Annotated in this window: 10 protein-coding genes; 8 read left to right on the top strand and 2 right to left on the bottom strand. The window is 61.2% G+C overall.

Annotated features, from left to right (window positions below; genetic code table 11):
• The first annotated feature begins 17 nt into the window (after nucleotides 1–17).
• The 3 genes from HDE79_RS00925 to HDE79_RS00915 all read left to right on the top strand — a co-directional run bounded on the left by HDE79_RS00925 (nucleotide 18) and on the right by HDE79_RS00915 (nucleotide 4,772).
• Nucleotides 18–1,160, top strand: a complete 1,143-nt coding sequence (locus tag HDE79_RS00925; RefSeq protein ID WP_184600052.1) for an alpha-D-ribose 1-methylphosphonate 5-triphosphate diphosphatase — start codon at nucleotides 18–20, stop codon at nucleotides 1,158–1,160.
• A gap of 376 nt (nucleotides 1,161–1,536) precedes the next feature.
• A complete protein-coding gene (locus HDE79_RS00920; protein ID WP_184600051.1) occupies nucleotides 1,537–3,219 on the top strand; it encodes a hypothetical protein in 1,683 nt (560 codons plus the stop codon).
• A gap of 152 nt (nucleotides 3,220–3,371) precedes the next feature.
• Nucleotides 3,372–4,772 carry a metallophosphoesterase gene (locus HDE79_RS00915; protein WP_184600050.1) on the top strand — a complete coding sequence of 467 codons (1,401 nt, stop codon included), beginning with the start codon at nucleotides 3,372–3,374 and terminating at the stop codon, nucleotides 4,770–4,772.
• 101 nt (nucleotides 4,773–4,873) lie between these two features.
• Here the strand turns inward: HDE79_RS00915 and HDE79_RS00910 are convergent, their stop codons facing one another.
• Both HDE79_RS00910 and HDE79_RS00905 read right to left on the bottom strand, forming a co-directional pair.
• A complete protein-coding gene (locus tag HDE79_RS00910) occupies nucleotides 4,874–6,016 on the bottom strand; it encodes a hypothetical protein (RefSeq protein WP_184600049.1) in 1,143 nt (380 codons plus the stop codon).
• Nucleotides 6,017–6,336: 320 nt separating this feature from the next.
• Entirely contained in the window at nucleotides 6,337–7,089 is a 753-nt protein-coding gene (locus HDE79_RS00905) for a sulfite exporter TauE/SafE family protein (RefSeq protein WP_184600048.1), read from the bottom strand.
• Between the two features lie 171 nt (nucleotides 7,090–7,260).
• Here HDE79_RS00905 and HDE79_RS00900 point away from each other — a divergent pair, with 171 nt between their 5' ends.
• The 5 genes from HDE79_RS00900 to cysG all read left to right on the top strand — a co-directional run bounded on the left by HDE79_RS00900 (nucleotide 7,261) and on the right by cysG (nucleotide 15,168).
• A complete protein-coding gene (locus HDE79_RS00900; RefSeq protein ID WP_184600047.1) occupies nucleotides 7,261–9,081 on the top strand; it encodes an assimilatory sulfite reductase (NADPH) flavoprotein subunit in 1,821 nt (606 codons plus the stop codon).
• A gap of 1 nt (nucleotide 9,082) precedes the next feature.
• Nucleotides 9,083–10,822, top strand: a complete 1,740-nt coding sequence (gene cysI / locus HDE79_RS00895) for an assimilatory sulfite reductase (NADPH) hemoprotein subunit (protein ID WP_184600046.1) — start codon at nucleotides 9,083–9,085, stop codon at nucleotides 10,820–10,822.
• The gene (locus HDE79_RS00890) at nucleotides 10,819–11,541 is read left to right on the top strand and encodes a phosphoadenylyl-sulfate reductase (protein WP_184600045.1); all 723 of its coding nucleotides are present in this window, start codon (nucleotides 10,819–10,821) and stop codon (nucleotides 11,539–11,541) included. The genes cysI and HDE79_RS00890 overlap by 4 nt, the downstream gene beginning before the upstream one ends.
• Before the next feature lie 72 nt (nucleotides 11,542–11,613).
• Nucleotides 11,614–13,371: a bifunctional sulfate adenylyltransferase/adenylylsulfate kinase gene (locus tag HDE79_RS00885; protein WP_184600044.1), complete on the top strand. Its 1,758-nt coding sequence runs from the start codon at nucleotides 11,614–11,616 to the stop codon at nucleotides 13,369–13,371.
• 306 nt (nucleotides 13,372–13,677) lie between these two features.
• The gene (cysG, locus tag HDE79_RS00880; protein ID WP_184601051.1) at nucleotides 13,678–15,168 is read left to right on the top strand and encodes a siroheme synthase CysG; all 1,491 of its coding nucleotides are present in this window, start codon (nucleotides 13,678–13,680) and stop codon (nucleotides 15,166–15,168) included.
• Nucleotides 15,169–15,185 lie beyond the last annotated feature (17 nt).

Raw genomic sequence — 15,185 nt, 5'->3', positions numbered from 1 at the left:
AACTCATCGGCTCTTTTATGAATGATTTCGTTCTGACCAATGCCCGTATCGTGCTCGACGATAGCGTCGTGCACGGCACTTTGATTGCCCGAAATGGCTTTATTCGGCTCGTGGATGAAGGATCGACGCAGGCTCCCGGCGCCATCGATTGTGATGGCGATTACGTGATTCCCGGCCTGATCGAACTGCATACCGATAACCTCGAAAAACACCTGATGCCACGCGCCGGTGTGATCTGGCCAGCGCTTCCGGCCGTACTTACCCATGACGCGCAAATCGTCGCCTCCGGCATCACCACCGTGTTCGATGCCTTGTCGGTGGGCGACCTGGAAGAGGAAAGCGTGCGCATCGAGACGCTGCGCAGCACCTACGATGCCATCCTCGCCGGCCAGGCCAGCGGCGCACTGCGTGCTGATCACTGGATCCACCTGCGCTGCGAGCTCGCCTACCCGCGACTGCTCGAGGCGCTGGAACCACTGATGAACCACAACAGCGTGCGCCTGCTGTCGTTGATGGATCACACACCGGGACAGCGCCAGTACCGCGACATCCAGCAGTACCGCAAGTACTACAGCAAGAATCACACGACATGGACCGAGGACGAATTCGCCGAGGTCGTGAAGCGTCGTGTCGATCAACAGGCCAGCTATAGCGCGCGTCACGAAAAAGCGGTGCTCGACCTCGTCCGCGGCAGAGACGTCGTGCTGGCCAGCCACGACGACACCGATGCGCAGCAAGTGGCGCATGCCCAACGCATTGGCGTGACGATTTCCGAATTTCCCACGACGCAGGTTGCCGCCGATGCCGCCCGCGAGCTCGGCTTGTCCACGGTCATGGGGGCTCCCAACGTGGTGCGTGGTGGTTCGCATTCCGGCAATGTCGCTGCACTGGAGCTGGCCAAGGCTGATCGTCTCGATCTGCTGTCATCCGATTACGTGCCGGCCAGTCTGTTGCATGGTGCCTTCATGCTGCACACCCAGGCAGGCTGGTCCATGCCGCGCGCCGTCGCCACGGTCGCAGGCAATCCGGCAAAGGTGCTCGGTCTCAGCGATCGTGGTCAGCTCAAACCCGGCTATCGTGCGGACGTAGTGCGCATGCGGGCCGTGGATGGCTTACCCATCGTGCGGCATGTCTGGGTTCGCGGTGAACGTTCTTTCTGAGTAGCGCCGGGTATGACCGGCGCAGAACCAAGCGAAGCTGTCACATTGGAACGCTATAGTGCCGCGCACTCTCCAATTAAAACCCCGTCCCAAGCGGGGTTTCTTTTTGCCTGTTGTTTGCGATGCAAGCCATAGAAAGGCACTCGTGATCAGGCGCTCGAACGGCCATCTGCACGTGCCGTGGGATTGATCCACTTGCTCGCACCAGCCCGCTTAGCATTCCGTTTGCCTGGCGAAATATATTTCGAATGCGTATGCGTCTCGTTGCACGTTCAATCATCAATCCATTGTCAAAAATACTTCATTGACCGTCGCTACTTTGAATGAGCTATGTGCGTGCGTTTGACCTTTGCTCAAACCCAATTCGGAGATAACGATGACGAAGATTCTGTCCAGCCGTTTCAACCGTCGGCTTCTGCTGACGGCTTTGACGTTTACCACGCTTGCGGCAAGCAGCATCGCTTGTGCCAATGATTTTTCGCCTGAGCAGAGCTTCCATTTCTGGCCGGGTAACTTGGTGGTCAGTCGCAGTGTCTACGACAACAACGCGAGCAACGTGCAAGTGGGACAGATTCTGCCGATCAACTGCGCTGCGACCACGGGTGGTTGCAGTGCTTCGACGGGTGCGCCGTACGACGGCACCTATCCCTATGTGTGGAACGACGTCTTGTATGACCCTGCGTTCGGTATCACCTCGCGTATCTATCTGGATCAGGTCACACCCAACGGCTGGTTGATCAACTCGCTGGAGGTGCCTAACAGCGTGCATCCGTATTCTCCGGCCGGTCAGCTGGTCACCAGCTTCAGCTCAAAGTCTGAAATTGGTCTGCATCTCTCGCTCAATCACAAGTACCTCACGTTCATGGGCTACGTCGCACCGGTGAATGCGGTGGATGTCTCCAACTCCAACACACCGGGTGCAGTCGATCCAACCAATCCGGTGGGCGAGAATTTCTATCGCGCTGTGGCAACGGTGGATGGCAACGGTAATTTCGATTTCACCGAAACCAATGCATACAGCGGCAACAACGGTCGCCAGGCGATCTTGAACGATCGCCATGGTGCCAACTATTTCTATACCAGCGGCAACGCCGGCGACGGCAGCAATCCGCAGCCCAACGGGGTGATTCTTGGCGCCGGAGCGCAGTTCATTACACCAGCGAATCTGCGCGAAGTGGCACAGACGCCGGGTACGACCACACCGCTGGCAAGCTTCTCGATCGCGGCGCTCGGCGACAAAGCCGACAAGATCGGCAAGGACGACAACTTCCGCGGCATGACCGTATTCAACGATGTGGTCTATTACACCAAAGGCAGCGGCAGCAACGGTGTCAACACGGTTTACTTCGTCGACACCACAGGCACGGCATGCCCGAAAGGCGTTGGCGTACCGGTCGCCGGCGCGCCGCTTCCCAGCGCGCCGCTGAGCTACAACGCAGCCACGCTTCAGACCACGGGCCTGCCGACCAATATGTGCGTGCTCGCCGGCTTCCCGAGCACGCCAGTAAAGACGGCGACGACGCTAAGCTATCCCTTCGGTGTCTGGTTTGCGGATGCGAACACGCTGTACGTCGCTGACGAAGGTGACGGCTATACCGGAGGCACCGATCTGTACACGCACGCTGCCGCGCAGACGACGGCTGGCCTGCAAAAGTGGGTGTTCAACACGACCAGCAAGAGTTGGTCGCTGGCTTATACGCTGCAGACCAATCTTGGCCTGGGTCAGCCCTACGTCGTGCGGAATTATCCAACCGGCAATAATCCCGGCACCAGCCTGCCCTGGGCACCAGCAACCGACGGCCTGCGCAACATCACCGGTCACGTTGATGGCTTTGGCCACGTAACCATCTGGGCCATCACCTCCACCATCAGCGGTAACGGCGATGTGGGCGCCGATCCGAACCGCCTCGTTGCGATCACTGATGACGTGAAAAACACCAGCGCATCGGTGGCAGCGCAGGAGAAGTTCGTCACGTTGCGTGCTGCGGACTTCGGCGAAACGCTTCGTGGTGTGTCGTTCACACCCGATGCGGAGATTCCCAAGTTCGGCTGGCACTGAGTGATCTTGAGTTGACCGTTTGACGGAGCGCCGATGCCTAACCAGTATCGGCGCTCACACTCAACACGGCGTGTACGCCAAGCGGATGAGTTAGTGCGCGGACGTCACGACAACGACTTTTCAAAGAATTCCCCATTCTGCGGAGAATCGCCATGAAACGAACTAAAAAAGGAACACCGCGCAAGAGCAAGTCGGCCAAGCCAGTTACAGCCATACCGGCCATCACAGGCAGCGCCGCTGCCTACGCACATCCTGTTCGTGATGTTGGTCAGCCAGTATTCGCACAACCACAACCCACGCCCGATCCAACTACCTTCCGGGTCAATCATCCTTCGGACGGGCCGGCCTATGCAGCAATCGACCAGCTCAACAAGCAACACAAGTTGCTACCGTTGCCGTTTCCGCTGCCGCGCGGAGGAGTCGAGCCGCAGCTGACACTGGGACAAGTCATGGGAGGCAATGCGGCTGCCATCAAGCGTATCTCGCAGAATGGCCAGTTGGTATTTCATTCCACTGGCGATTGCGGCAGTACGCGCGGACCGGCTACACAGAGCCAGGTGGCAGACAAGATGACCAGCGATTTCCAGGAGAGCGACCCGCGTGAAGTACCGCAGTTCAATCTGCTGCTCGGCGATGTCGTCTACAGCTTCGGCGAGGCGAGTTACTACTACGACCAGTTCTACGATCCGTATCGCGACTATCCGGCCCCGATCCTGGCCGCAGCCGGTAATCACGACGGCATGGTGTCGCCGCTGGCGCACGCTACGACGCTCGATGCTTATCTACGCAACTTCTGTGCGGAAGGATTCATCGTGACGCCGGAAGCGGGCGGTCTTTCGCGTACGGCGCAAATCCAGCCTGGCGTATTCTTCACTTTCGAAGCGCCTTTCGTGCGCATCATCGTGTTGTACAGCAATACATTGGAAGATCCCGGCGTGATTGCCGACAGCACGATTGGCAATGCACAGTTGGCCTTCATCAAGGCGGCGCTGCAACGAGTCAAGCAGGAGAAATTCACCGGCGCGCTGCTGTTCGCCGATCATCATCCACCGTATACCGTGTCCATACATGGCTGGAGCATCGAGTTGCTGAAGCAAGTCGATACGCTGTGCGACGAAGTGGGCGTATGGCCGCATGCTTTCCTGTCTGGTCATGCCCACAACTACCAACGCTTCACGCGCACCCGCCGATCCGATGACACACAGATTCCGTACGTGGTCTGCGGCAATGGCGGGCACAATGTGCAGAAGCTGAGTACGCCAGGCGCGCCTGTATTGCGCGCACCTCAGATCATTCAAAAGGCATCCGCCACCACCGACCAGGTGGTGATGGAAAATTACGACGACAAGAATTACGGCTACCTGCGACTCATCGTGACCGCCAGCCAATTGCGTGTGGAATATCATCCAGCAAGCGACGGTGTTGACACCAAAACACCCGATGACTTCGTCACCGTCGATCTGGCCACTCGCCAGCTGGTGCAATATGTCGCGAACGACCTGGGCGTTCCGGCTCAAGCACGTCAGGTGCGTAAGCTAAGGCGCGCAAGTTGAAACGAGCATAGAGTTAGCCTTGGTGCAAAAGATGCCTGCTTGTCACCAACGATGGGCTCGTAAATGGCACCGACCAGGCTGCTGTGTCGAATTGCGTTTGGCTACAAGCCTGCTGGCAGCGGCCAATCAATGATGCCGGTTTTGCCGGGCCCGTGATAACCCATATGCAGGCTGCGACCGTCGCTGGACAACTGCAACCCGCGGTCATCGGTGATACGCATCCACACGGGCCGCTGCGGCAATCGCTCGGCCAAGGTCTTTCCACTACCGTAGGTTTGTCGCAGCCAGAGAATGGTCGCAACGAGCCGAAGCGTGGCGGCAGCGTCCTCCTGGCAGTTCAGATAATCGGCGTAAACCGGCTGGGGAATAAAGACAAGAACGCTACCGGAAGCGTTGGAAAGCCAATCGAACACATCGGCTTCTGACGGAAAATCTGTTACTGCAAATCGGTGATCATCCAGCAATTGCCGATGCGCTCTGTCGCTGCATATCCATCCAAATTGCGCTGCCTTCTGGCGCTGCGTGCCGATCTTGGAAAAAATCAGATTGTTCAGCCATCGGGTTGGCTTCTTTGTTCTGTCAGCCAGATCAATTTCTCCAACTACAACGCGAAATTCCCACTGCATGCTGGCGCATAGATTCACATCATCAAGACCGACGGTGGCAAAAGCTTCGGCGCACGTATCAGGAAGTTGCTGATCGACCGGCAATTCGCTAACCATGTGGACAAATACGTTGGCGACAGCTTCCATCCGAACCGCGTTGACCATCGTCCCAACCAAGGTATTTTCGTGTCCATGCAGACGTCGCAGGTTAGCGATATTTGTACATGCCTGCTGAAGCGCCGAGGTGGATTTCCCCTCGACGAAATCCAGCGCGGCGGAGGTCAGCCACATGTTGTGCGTGCTGCCATAGGGCGGGTACGGCGTAAAACTATTTGGTGGAAGATCGTTCCAGTCGAAGTCGTAGTTGCCTAACTCCTCGTCGTGACGCAATCGAACTGATTGCCGCGTCAGAAGAGCGCGCACTTCGTCGCGATGTGCGCGCACGTTGCTCAAGCAGTTCACTTCTCTGTTGCCGCAGGTCAACTTCTTTTCTTCAGCTGTGAGCGGCGGCAACTTCTGATACTTGTCGGCAGAAGGGGCAATGAAATCTGAAGGAACGCTGCCTTCGGACTCCAACTTCGTCACCCACGTATGCACTCGCTGACGATCCTGCGCGTACAACAGATTGATCTGATCCACCGGCACATCGTAATCACTAAGCCATATCGCGGGAAACGCATTACGGCCACGCGTTGGCTTCATATCCTGATCGAGCAATACCAACGCCTTGCTCTGCAGTTCGCTTGGCCCACGCAGGCGTCCCCATGCAAAGGCCAGAACCAGCACGATCAACACGATGCCAACAAGCCACGCCAATCCTTTGAGCATGCGCATCATCCGTCCCCTCTTTCCTGAGCGCATTCTAGTCTTCGTTGAAACTAACTGACGCTAAAGTAGCCCGGCCTACCGGAGTACGCGTTGTCTGCGATCAAATCATCGCATATTGAGGTTGGAGCGCCTCAATGAAACGCCTTCACCACATTGTTCAGGCCGAGGCCCAGCACAGCGATCGCGGCGAGCATGGTCACGGCACGCGCCGGCAGGCGGCGGGCAAAAAGTGCCCCGAACGGGGCGGCGGCCACGCCACCGATGATGAGTCCGAGCACGGCCGTGGGCTGAGTGGCGCCGACATGCAGCAGAAATGTGACGCTGGCGGCAGCGCTGATCACGCATTTGGCCAGGTGCGTGGTGCCAACGACGACGCGCGGCCTCGCGCCGCGGGCGATCAGGGTGGTGACGGTCAGGGCGCTCCAGCCACCACCGGCCGCTGCATCGGCAAAACCGGAAAACAGACCCAGGGCGGGATGCGTGGTTGGCGCGTCATTGCCGTCGTGGTGTATGCGCTGTCGGACACGCAACAACAGAAAAATGCTTACGCCGAGCAGGTATGGCGTCAGCGCGAGGCGTATCCAGGCTGCCGGCAAGTGGCTGACCAGGTAGGCGCCGATCACCGCGCCGATGACACCGGGAATCACCAGGCCGAGGAACAGGCGTCGCCGTACATTGCCGGCGATCAGGTGGCTGACACCGGATGCGCCGCAGGTGAAGGTTTCCGCGTAGTGCACGCTGGCACTGGCCACCGATGGCGGCAGGCCCAGCGCCAGCAGCATCGCCGCACAGACCACGCCATAAGCCATGCCGATGGCGCCGTCCACGAGTTGGGCGAGCGCACCGACGGCCGCGAAGACAAGAAATTCGGAGAGCGGTGACATCGGTATCGCAGCACCTGGCACGCAGGGTGAGGATCCCGAAGTATCCGCATGAAGCGTTGCCTTGTGAAATAAGCCAAGAGCATATGGTCATGCCGAATGATCCTTTTACCGTGGCCAACGAAATCTTTATGTTTGGACGTCTAGTCGTATGGATGGCTAAAGGAGAAGATTGTGAAAGCCGCCGTTGTCCCGGGTCTTCCAGCAGGCACGCTCGATGCCGGAAAGCTCGACCAGCTCCATCAGCTGGCCGAGGGCCTGACGCCGGCCGAGCTTTACTGGGTTGCCGCGTGGAGCGCCTCACTGGCGGCACAAACCCAGCGTGGCGGCCCCGCAATCGCCGCCGCTCCGGCCAAGAATGCGGCCACGACGCTGACCATCGTCTATGGCAGCCAGACCGGCAACGCCAAGCGGCTGGCCGAACAGCTGGCCCGCCGTAGCGAGGCCGCCGGCCTGCCGGTGAAGCTGCTGCGCGCCGATGCCTATCCACAGCGCGAGCTGGCGAAAGAGCGCTATCTGGCCATCGTGATCAGCACCCAGGGCGACGGCGAGCCGCCGGATGATTCGCGTGGCCTGGTCGAATTCATCCTCGGCAAGCGCGCACCGAAGCTGCCATCCCTGCAATTTTCGGTGCTCGGGCTGGGTGATTCGAGCTATGCCGAATTCTGCGCGATCGGAAGCCAACTCGATGCGCGGCTGACTGAGCTGGGTGCGACGCGCTTTGCACCGCTGGGCGCCGCCGATGTCGATATCGAGACGGTGGCAACGCCCTGGCTGGAAAAGACGCTGGAGCAGGCACGCGAGCTGCTGAAGACGGCGAGCAGCGTCACACCGCTGCATAGCGTACAGCGCGTTCAGGACGAAGCTGTCGCACAAGCCCTGCACTCGCGCGAACGGCCTTTCCAAGCCACCGTACTGGCGAATCAGCGCATTGTGGCACGTGACAGCGGGCGCGACCTGCTCCATATCGAGCTGTCACTGGAAGGCTCCGGCCTGCAGTATCAACCCGGCGATTCACTGGGCGTGTGGTCGCACAATCCGCCGGCACTGGTGGCGCAGTGGCTGGATGCGCTGGGGCTGGACGGCGGACTCGACGTGATGCACGACGGCCGTACCTTGCCGTTGGCGCTGTGGCTGAAGCGCGAACGCGAAATCACCCGGCTCAGCCGCGCCTTTATCGTGGCGCTGGCGGCAGTCAGCGGTCACGACGAATTGACCCACGCGCTGGAGCCAGAACATTCGGCCGCGCTGGCCGAACTGCTGAACAACGAACAGCCGATCGATCTGCTGCGCCGCTATCCGACGACTTGGTCAGCGCAGGCACTCGTTGCGGCACTGCGGCCATTGACGCCACGGCTGTATTCGATCGCCTCCAGCCAGACACAGGTGGGCGAGGAAGTGCATCTGACCCTGGCCGTGGTGGATTACGAAGCACACGGCAGCCGACACTGGGGCGCAGCATCGTCGTTTCTGGCCGCGCTCGACGAAGACGGTGTCGTGCAGGTATTCATCGAATCGAACGATCGCTTCCGGCTGCCGGCCGATGCGTCGCGCGACATCATCATGATCGGCCCCGGCACCGGTGTGGCACCGTTCCGCGCGTTTGTGCAGGAGCGCCAGGAAAGCGCGGCAACCGGGCGCAACTGGCTGTTCTTCGGCAACCGGCATTTTTCACAGGATTTCCTGTACCAGACCGAGTGGCAGGCCGCGCTGAAGAGCGGCGTACTGCACAAGCTCGACCTCGCCTTTTCGCGTGACACGGCCGAAAAAATCTATGTGCAACAGCGCCTGCGTGAACACGGGCGCGAGCTGTATGCATGGCTGGAGAACGGTGCGCACCTTTACGTGTGTGGCGATGCCACGCAAATGGCAAAGGACGTGCATGCCGCACTACTCGATGTGATCGCCACGCATGGCGGCCACTCTCCCGACGATGCCAAGGCATGGCTCGCCGATCTCATGCAACAGGGCCGCTACGCCCGCGACGTGTACTGATATGACGACCACCTCCATCCCGGTTACCACACCACCGTCCGATTTCGAGCGGGTCAAGGCGAACAGCAACTTTCTGCGCGGCACCATCGTCGAAGGTCTGGCCGATCCAATCACCGGCGCGATCAGCGATGACGACAACAAACTGCTGAAATTCCATGGTAGCTACCTGCAGGACGATCGCGACCTGCGCGACGAGCGACGCAAGCAGAAGCTGGAGCCGGCGTTCACCTTCATGCTGCGTGCGCGCCTGCCCAGCGGCGTGGTGACGCCGGCGCAGTGGCTAGTGTTCGACCAGATCGCACGTGAACATGCCAACGGCACGCTGCGCATCACCACGCGGCAGACGTTTCAATGGCACGGCATCATCAAGCGCAACCTCAAGCCGACCATCGCGGCGATCCACGCGTCACTGGCCGGCACCATCGCGGCCTGCGGCGACGTCGTGCGCAACGTGGTGAGTACGGCCAACCCGATCGAATCGGCCGCGCATGCCGAGGCCTATGCACTGGCGACGCTGCTGTCGAACGAGCTGGCGCCGAAGACCCACGCGTATCACGAGATCTGGCTCGACGGCGAAGCTCTGGTCAGCGAACCGAAGCCTGCCAAACCGCCGGTCAAGGATCACGAGCCGCTGTACGGACCAACGTATCTGCCGCGCAAGTTCAAGATCGGCCTGGCGATTCCGCCGCTCAACGATGTCGACGTGTTTGCGCAGGACCTGGGTCTGATCGCCATCATCGAGGGCGGTGCGCTACGCGGTTTCAACGTCGCCATCGGTGGCGGCATGGGCGTGACCCATGGCGATGACTCCACCTACCCACGACTGGGTAGCCTGATTGGTTTCATTACGCCCGATCAGCTGTTGGCAGTGGCCGAGGCGGTGGTAACGGTACAGCGCGACTGGGGTAACCGCAGCGAGCGCAAACATGCACGACTGAAATACACGCTGGATCATCGCGGGCTGGATGCGTTCAAGGCCGAGATGGAATCGCGCCTGGCCTTTGCGCTGGCGCCAGTGCGCCCTTATAGCTTCGAACACAACGGCGATCGCTACGGCTGGGTACAAGGTCACGATGGCCAGTGGCATCTCACGCTGCATATCGAATCCGGTCGTCTGGCCGACGTCGGCGAGCGTCGCTGGCTGACCGGACTGCGCGAGCTGGCCAAAGTGCACACCGGCGACTTCCGCATGACCTGCAATCAAAACGTGATTGTGGCGAACGTCGCGGCCGGCGATCGTACGCGCATCGACGCGATTGTGCGCGAGCATCATCTGGACGGCTATTTGCAACAGAGCGGCATCCGTCGCCACGCGGTCGCCTGCGTTGCCCTGCCGACCTGCGGACTGGCAATGGCGGAAAGCGAACGCTATGTACCGGAGCTGCTACCGAAACTCGAGTCTCTGCTCGACCGCCACGGCCTGACTGAAGCACCGATTCTCCTGCGTTTATCCGGCTGCCCGAACGGCTGCTCGCGGCCATACCTGGGCGAGATCGCCCTGGTCGGTCGCGGACCGGGGCGCTATGACCTGCGCCTGGGTGCCGATTTCCACGGTGAGCGATTGAACCAGGTGTATCGCGAGAACATCGACGAGGCGGCAATCCTCGACGCGCTTGACCCGCTGTTCGCACGTTACGCTGCCGAGCGTACCGACGCGGAAGGCTTTGGCGATTTTCTGCTGCGCGCCGCTGTTCTCGCAGCGCTGCCGTTGCGGCGCATTGCCTCGCAGGTGGTGGCATGAGCGGGCTGGAACCTTCGTTCGATCTGCATGACCCCGAGGCGCTGCCGCGGATCAACGCGGAACTGGCCACGCTGGGTGCGGAAGAGCGCGTGGCCTGGGCGCTGAAACATACGCCGGGCCCACACGTGCTGTCGTCCAGTTTTGGCGCGCAGGCGGCGGTGTCGCTGCACATGGTGACTCGGCAACGGCCGGATATTCCGGTGGTGCTGATCGATACCGGCTACCTATTCACCGAAACCTACCTCTTTGTCGACGAGCTGACCGAGCGGCTTGGACTGAACCTCAAGGTCTACCGTCCGCGCATCGGCATCAGCTGGATGGAGGCGCGCTACGGACGCCTGTGGGAACAGGGCGTCGACGGACTGGATCGCTACAACCACATTCGCAAAGTCGAGCCCATGCAGCGCGCACTGGATGAGCTTGACGCGCACGGCTGGTTTGCCGGTTTGCGTCGCAGCCAGTCACGCAGCCGCGCCGAGATCGACTTTGTCGAACGCCCCGGTGAACGCTGGAAATTCCATCCGATCGCCGACTGGACCGATCGCGACGTCGGCGAGTATCTGAAAAAACACGACCTTCCCTATCACCCGCTGTGGGACCAGGGTTACGTGTCGATCGGCGACCGGCATACCAGCCGTCGCTGGGAGCCCGGCATGGAAGCCGAGGACACCCGTTTCTTCGGACTCAAGCGCGAGTGTGGCATCCACAAGCTCGCGTAACCGAACCGGCCATTGCGACGCGACGGCTTTCTACCCCGACTTTTCTGCTCCATCCGACTGGATACCTTTGCCATGAGTCACACTGCACTTGCCCCGACATCGGACGCCGTTCCGCTCGATTCACTCATCGCGCCACACGGCGGCGTGCTGAAAGAACTCTATCTGCCGCACGCTGACGCAGAGGCGCTCAAGCAGCACAGCGCCAGCCTGCCCGGCATCGATCTCAATCCACGCCAACTGTGCGATCTCGAACTGCTGCTGAGTGGCGCATTCTCGCCGCTGGATGGTTTTCTCGGTCAGCGTGACTACGAGTCGGTGGTCCAGCATCTGCGTCTCGCCGACGGCACCTTGTGGCCGATGCCGATCACGCTGGACGTCAGCGAGGCCGTAGCTGCAACGATAACCGCAGGTGCCGAAGTGGCGCTGCGCGATAGCCAGGGCGTACCGCTGGCCGTGCTCGAGGTACAGGATATCTATCGACCGGACCGCCTGCACGAAGCGCAGCAGGTTTTCGGCAGCACCGATCGCCTGCATCCCGGCGTCGCCGAACTGCTCGAGCGGACGCAGCCGGTGGCCCTGGGCGGTCGCCTGCGCGGTGTACAACCACCGGAACACCACGACTTCAGCGAACTGCGTGATACGCCGCGCGCCCTGCGCACGTGGTTCGCGGAAAACGGCTGGAGTCGCATCGTCGCGTTCCAGACGCGTAACCCGATGCATCGCGCGCATCGCGAACTGACCCTGCGCGCCGCACTACAGGTTGGTGCCAAGCTGCTGATCCAGCCGGTGGTCGGACTGACCAAGCCCGGTGACGTCGATCACTACACCCGCGTGCGCTGCTATCGCGCCTTGCTGCCGCAGTATCCACAGGACAGCGCGAAACTATCGCTGCTGCCGCTGGCGATGCGCATGGGCGGTCCGCGCGAGGCGCTGTGGCACGCGATCATCCGCAAAAATTACGGTGCCAGCCATTTCATCGTCGGCCGCGATCACGCCGGCCCCGGCAACGACGCCAGCGGGCGGCCGTTCTATGGGCCGTTCGATGCGCAGCAGTTGCTGACTCAGCATCAGGACGAGCTCGGTATCCAGATCGTGCCGTTTCCGGCGATGGTATACGCGGCCAATCGCGATGAATATCTGCCGTCCACCGACGTGACGGCCGGCGATGACGTGCGCGATATCTCCGGCACCGAACTACGCCGCCATTTGCACGAAGGCAGCGAGATCCCGGCATGGTTCAGTTTTCCGGAGGTGGTGGATATCCTGCGCGAACGCCATCCGGCGAAAGCGGCGCGCGGTTTCGCGCTGTTCTTCACCGGCCTGTCGGGCTCGGGCAAATCGACCATCGCGCAGGCGGTGATCGCGCAGCTGCTGGAGCGTACCAGCCGTCCGGTCACCGTGCTCGACGGCGACGAGGTGCGCAAGCATCTGTCACGCGGACTGGGCTTTTCACGCGAGGACCGCTCGGCAAACGTCACCCGCATCGGCTACGTGGCCAGCGAAATCGTGCGGCACGGCGGCATTGCCATCTGCGCACCGATTGCACCGTTCGCGGATGATCGCGCCACGGTGCGGGCTCTGGTCGAGGCGCACGGCAACTTCGTCGAGATCCACGTTGCCACCGCCATCGAGGTCTGCGAAGCGCGCGATCGCAAGGGCCTGTATGCGCAGGCACGCGCGGGCAAGATCGCCCACTTCACCGGCGTCAGCGATCCCTACGAGGTGCCGGATCGACCCGAACTGCGGGTAGATGGCAACGCGGCGGAGCCGGCGGTGTTGGCCCGGCAGATTCTCGCGCTGCTGCGCAATACGGGATTGATCAACGGCTGATCGTGGCAGCTGCCTGCCAGATGACATGCAAGCCGCGGCGACTGGCGCAATGATGGTTATTGCGCCAGTCGCCGCGCAAATTGATTGGCAACCATTACCCATGGGTGGCGGTTGGTTGTGACGCAAACCTTTGCTGAAGGCTCTGTCAAAAATGATTAGACGTCTGCACGTCTGTCCGAACGGATATGACACAAGCGGCATACCGGACATAACCGCACGGCATAAGCCAGGCGAAACAAATCATTTGTCTTGCCTTGGCGCGCCTCGTAGCGTGGTCGATCCACTGAGGTTAGTCACCAGGTGACGATGAAGCTGTATCCGCTGTTCGCCGATCTTGCCCACCGCGCCGTGCTGGTGGTGGGCGGTGGTGCCGTGGCCGAACGCAAGATTGCCGCCCTGCTCGATGCACAAGCGCAGATCACCGTGCACGCGATCGAGTTAACGCCGCAGCTGCAGGCCTGGGCCGATGAAGGACGAATCATTCTGCGCAGCGGGCCGTTCGACGATACGTGGCTCGATACGGTCTGGCTGGTCATCGCTGCCACGTCGGACAACGCATTGAACAAGCGCGTCGCCGCGCTAGCCGAGTCGCGACGGATTTTTGTCAATGTGGTGGATGACTCGGCGCTATGCAGCTTCCATGTGCCGGCGGTGATCGACCGCGCGCCACTGACCATCGCCATTTCCAGCGGCGGCGATGCGCCGATGTTGGCGCGGCTGCTGCGCGAACGGCTGGAAACCCTGCTCGATCATTCACTCGGTGCATTGGCGTCACTGGCGGCAAAGCTACGCAAGCGCATTCGCCTGCGGTATCCCGACCTGGCCGGCCGACGGAGCTTCTACGAGGATCTTTTCACCGGCCCGGTGGCGAGATTGCTGCGACAAGGGCAACCGGATCGCGCGCTCGAAGCCGCAGAGCATCTGCTGGCATCGACTCCGACGCATGCCTCTGGATCGGTGGTGCTGGTCGGTGCCGGGCCCGGTGATCCCGGCTTGCTGACCCTGCGTGCGCTGCGTGCGCTGAACGAAGCGGATGTGATTCTGCATGACCGACTGGTGAGTACCGAGGTACTGGATCTGGCGCGACGCGATGCTGATCGCATCGAGGTCGCCAAGCAGGCCGGCAACCACCACACCACGCAGGACGGCATCCATGCGCTGCTGCTCGAACATGCGCGCGCCGGCAAGCGTGTGGTTCGCCTCAAGGGCGGCGATCCTTTTGTATTCGGCCGTGGTGGCGAGGAGCTGGAATTTCTGCGCGATCATGGCATTCCCTATGAAGTGGTGCCCGGCATCACTGCCGCAGTGGCCTGCGCTGCGTATGCCGGCATACCGCTGACGCATCGCGATCACGCGCAGTCGGTACGTTTCGTCACCGCGCACTGCCGCTCATCGATGGACACGCTCGATTGGCCAGCACTGGCGCAGGAGCGACAGACGCTGGCGGTCTATATGGGGGTCGGCGAATTGCCGACGCTGCAGGCCAACTTGATCGCGCACGGCCGAGCCGCGTCGACGCCATTCGCACTGATCGAGAACGGCTCGCGTGCCGACCAGCGCGTGATCATCGGTGCGCTGGCGCAACTGGCCGAGCGGGCAACCACGCATGCCGTGCACTCGCCCGCGCTGCTGATCCTCGGCGAGGTGGCTGCGCTGGCAGAGTCGCTGGCATGGTTTGGTCAGGCGCCAGTGGGCGCGGCAGTTGCGCCGATGCATGGCAAGGTGCTGATCAAAACGCTACCGGCCCCGGAGCGGCGCATGGGCGGAAACCTGCTGAGTGCGATTCATCGTCGATAACGAAAACGTTCGCCAAG

It is taken from the genome of Rhodanobacter sp. MP1X3 (genome assembly GCF_014207165.1).
Lineage (GTDB): Bacteria > Pseudomonadota > Gammaproteobacteria > Xanthomonadales > Rhodanobacteraceae > Rhodanobacter.
The sequence above is the reverse complement of the archived record's forward strand: the minus strand, read 5'-3'. Positions and strand labels throughout refer to the sequence as shown.

Bases quoted from the DNA above. Each gene is read 5' to 3' on its own strand.
- HDE79_RS00925 (WP_184600052.1), top strand. From the start codon at position 18: ATGAATGATTTCGTTCTGACCAATGCCCGTATCGTGCTCGACGATAGC.
- HDE79_RS00920 (WP_184600051.1), top strand. From the start codon at position 1,537: ATGACGAAGATTCTGTCCAGCCGTTTCAACCGTCGGCTTCTGCTGACG.
- HDE79_RS00915 (WP_184600050.1), top strand. From the start codon at position 3,372: ATGAAACGAACTAAAAAAGGAACACCGCGCAAGAGCAAGTCGGCCAAG.
- HDE79_RS00905 (WP_184600048.1), bottom strand. From the start codon at position 7,089: ATGTCACCGCTCTCCGAATTTCTTGTCTTCGCGGCCGTCGGTGCGCTC.
- cysI (WP_184600046.1), top strand. From the start codon at position 9,083: ATGACGACCACCTCCATCCCGGTTACCACACCACCGTCCGATTTCGAG.
- HDE79_RS00890 (WP_184600045.1), top strand. From the start codon at position 10,819: ATGAGCGGGCTGGAACCTTCGTTCGATCTGCATGACCCCGAGGCGCTG.
- HDE79_RS00885 (WP_184600044.1), top strand. From the start codon at position 11,614: ATGAGTCACACTGCACTTGCCCCGACATCGGACGCCGTTCCGCTCGAT.
- cysG (WP_184601051.1), top strand. From the start codon at position 13,678: ATGAAGCTGTATCCGCTGTTCGCCGATCTTGCCCACCGCGCCGTGCTG.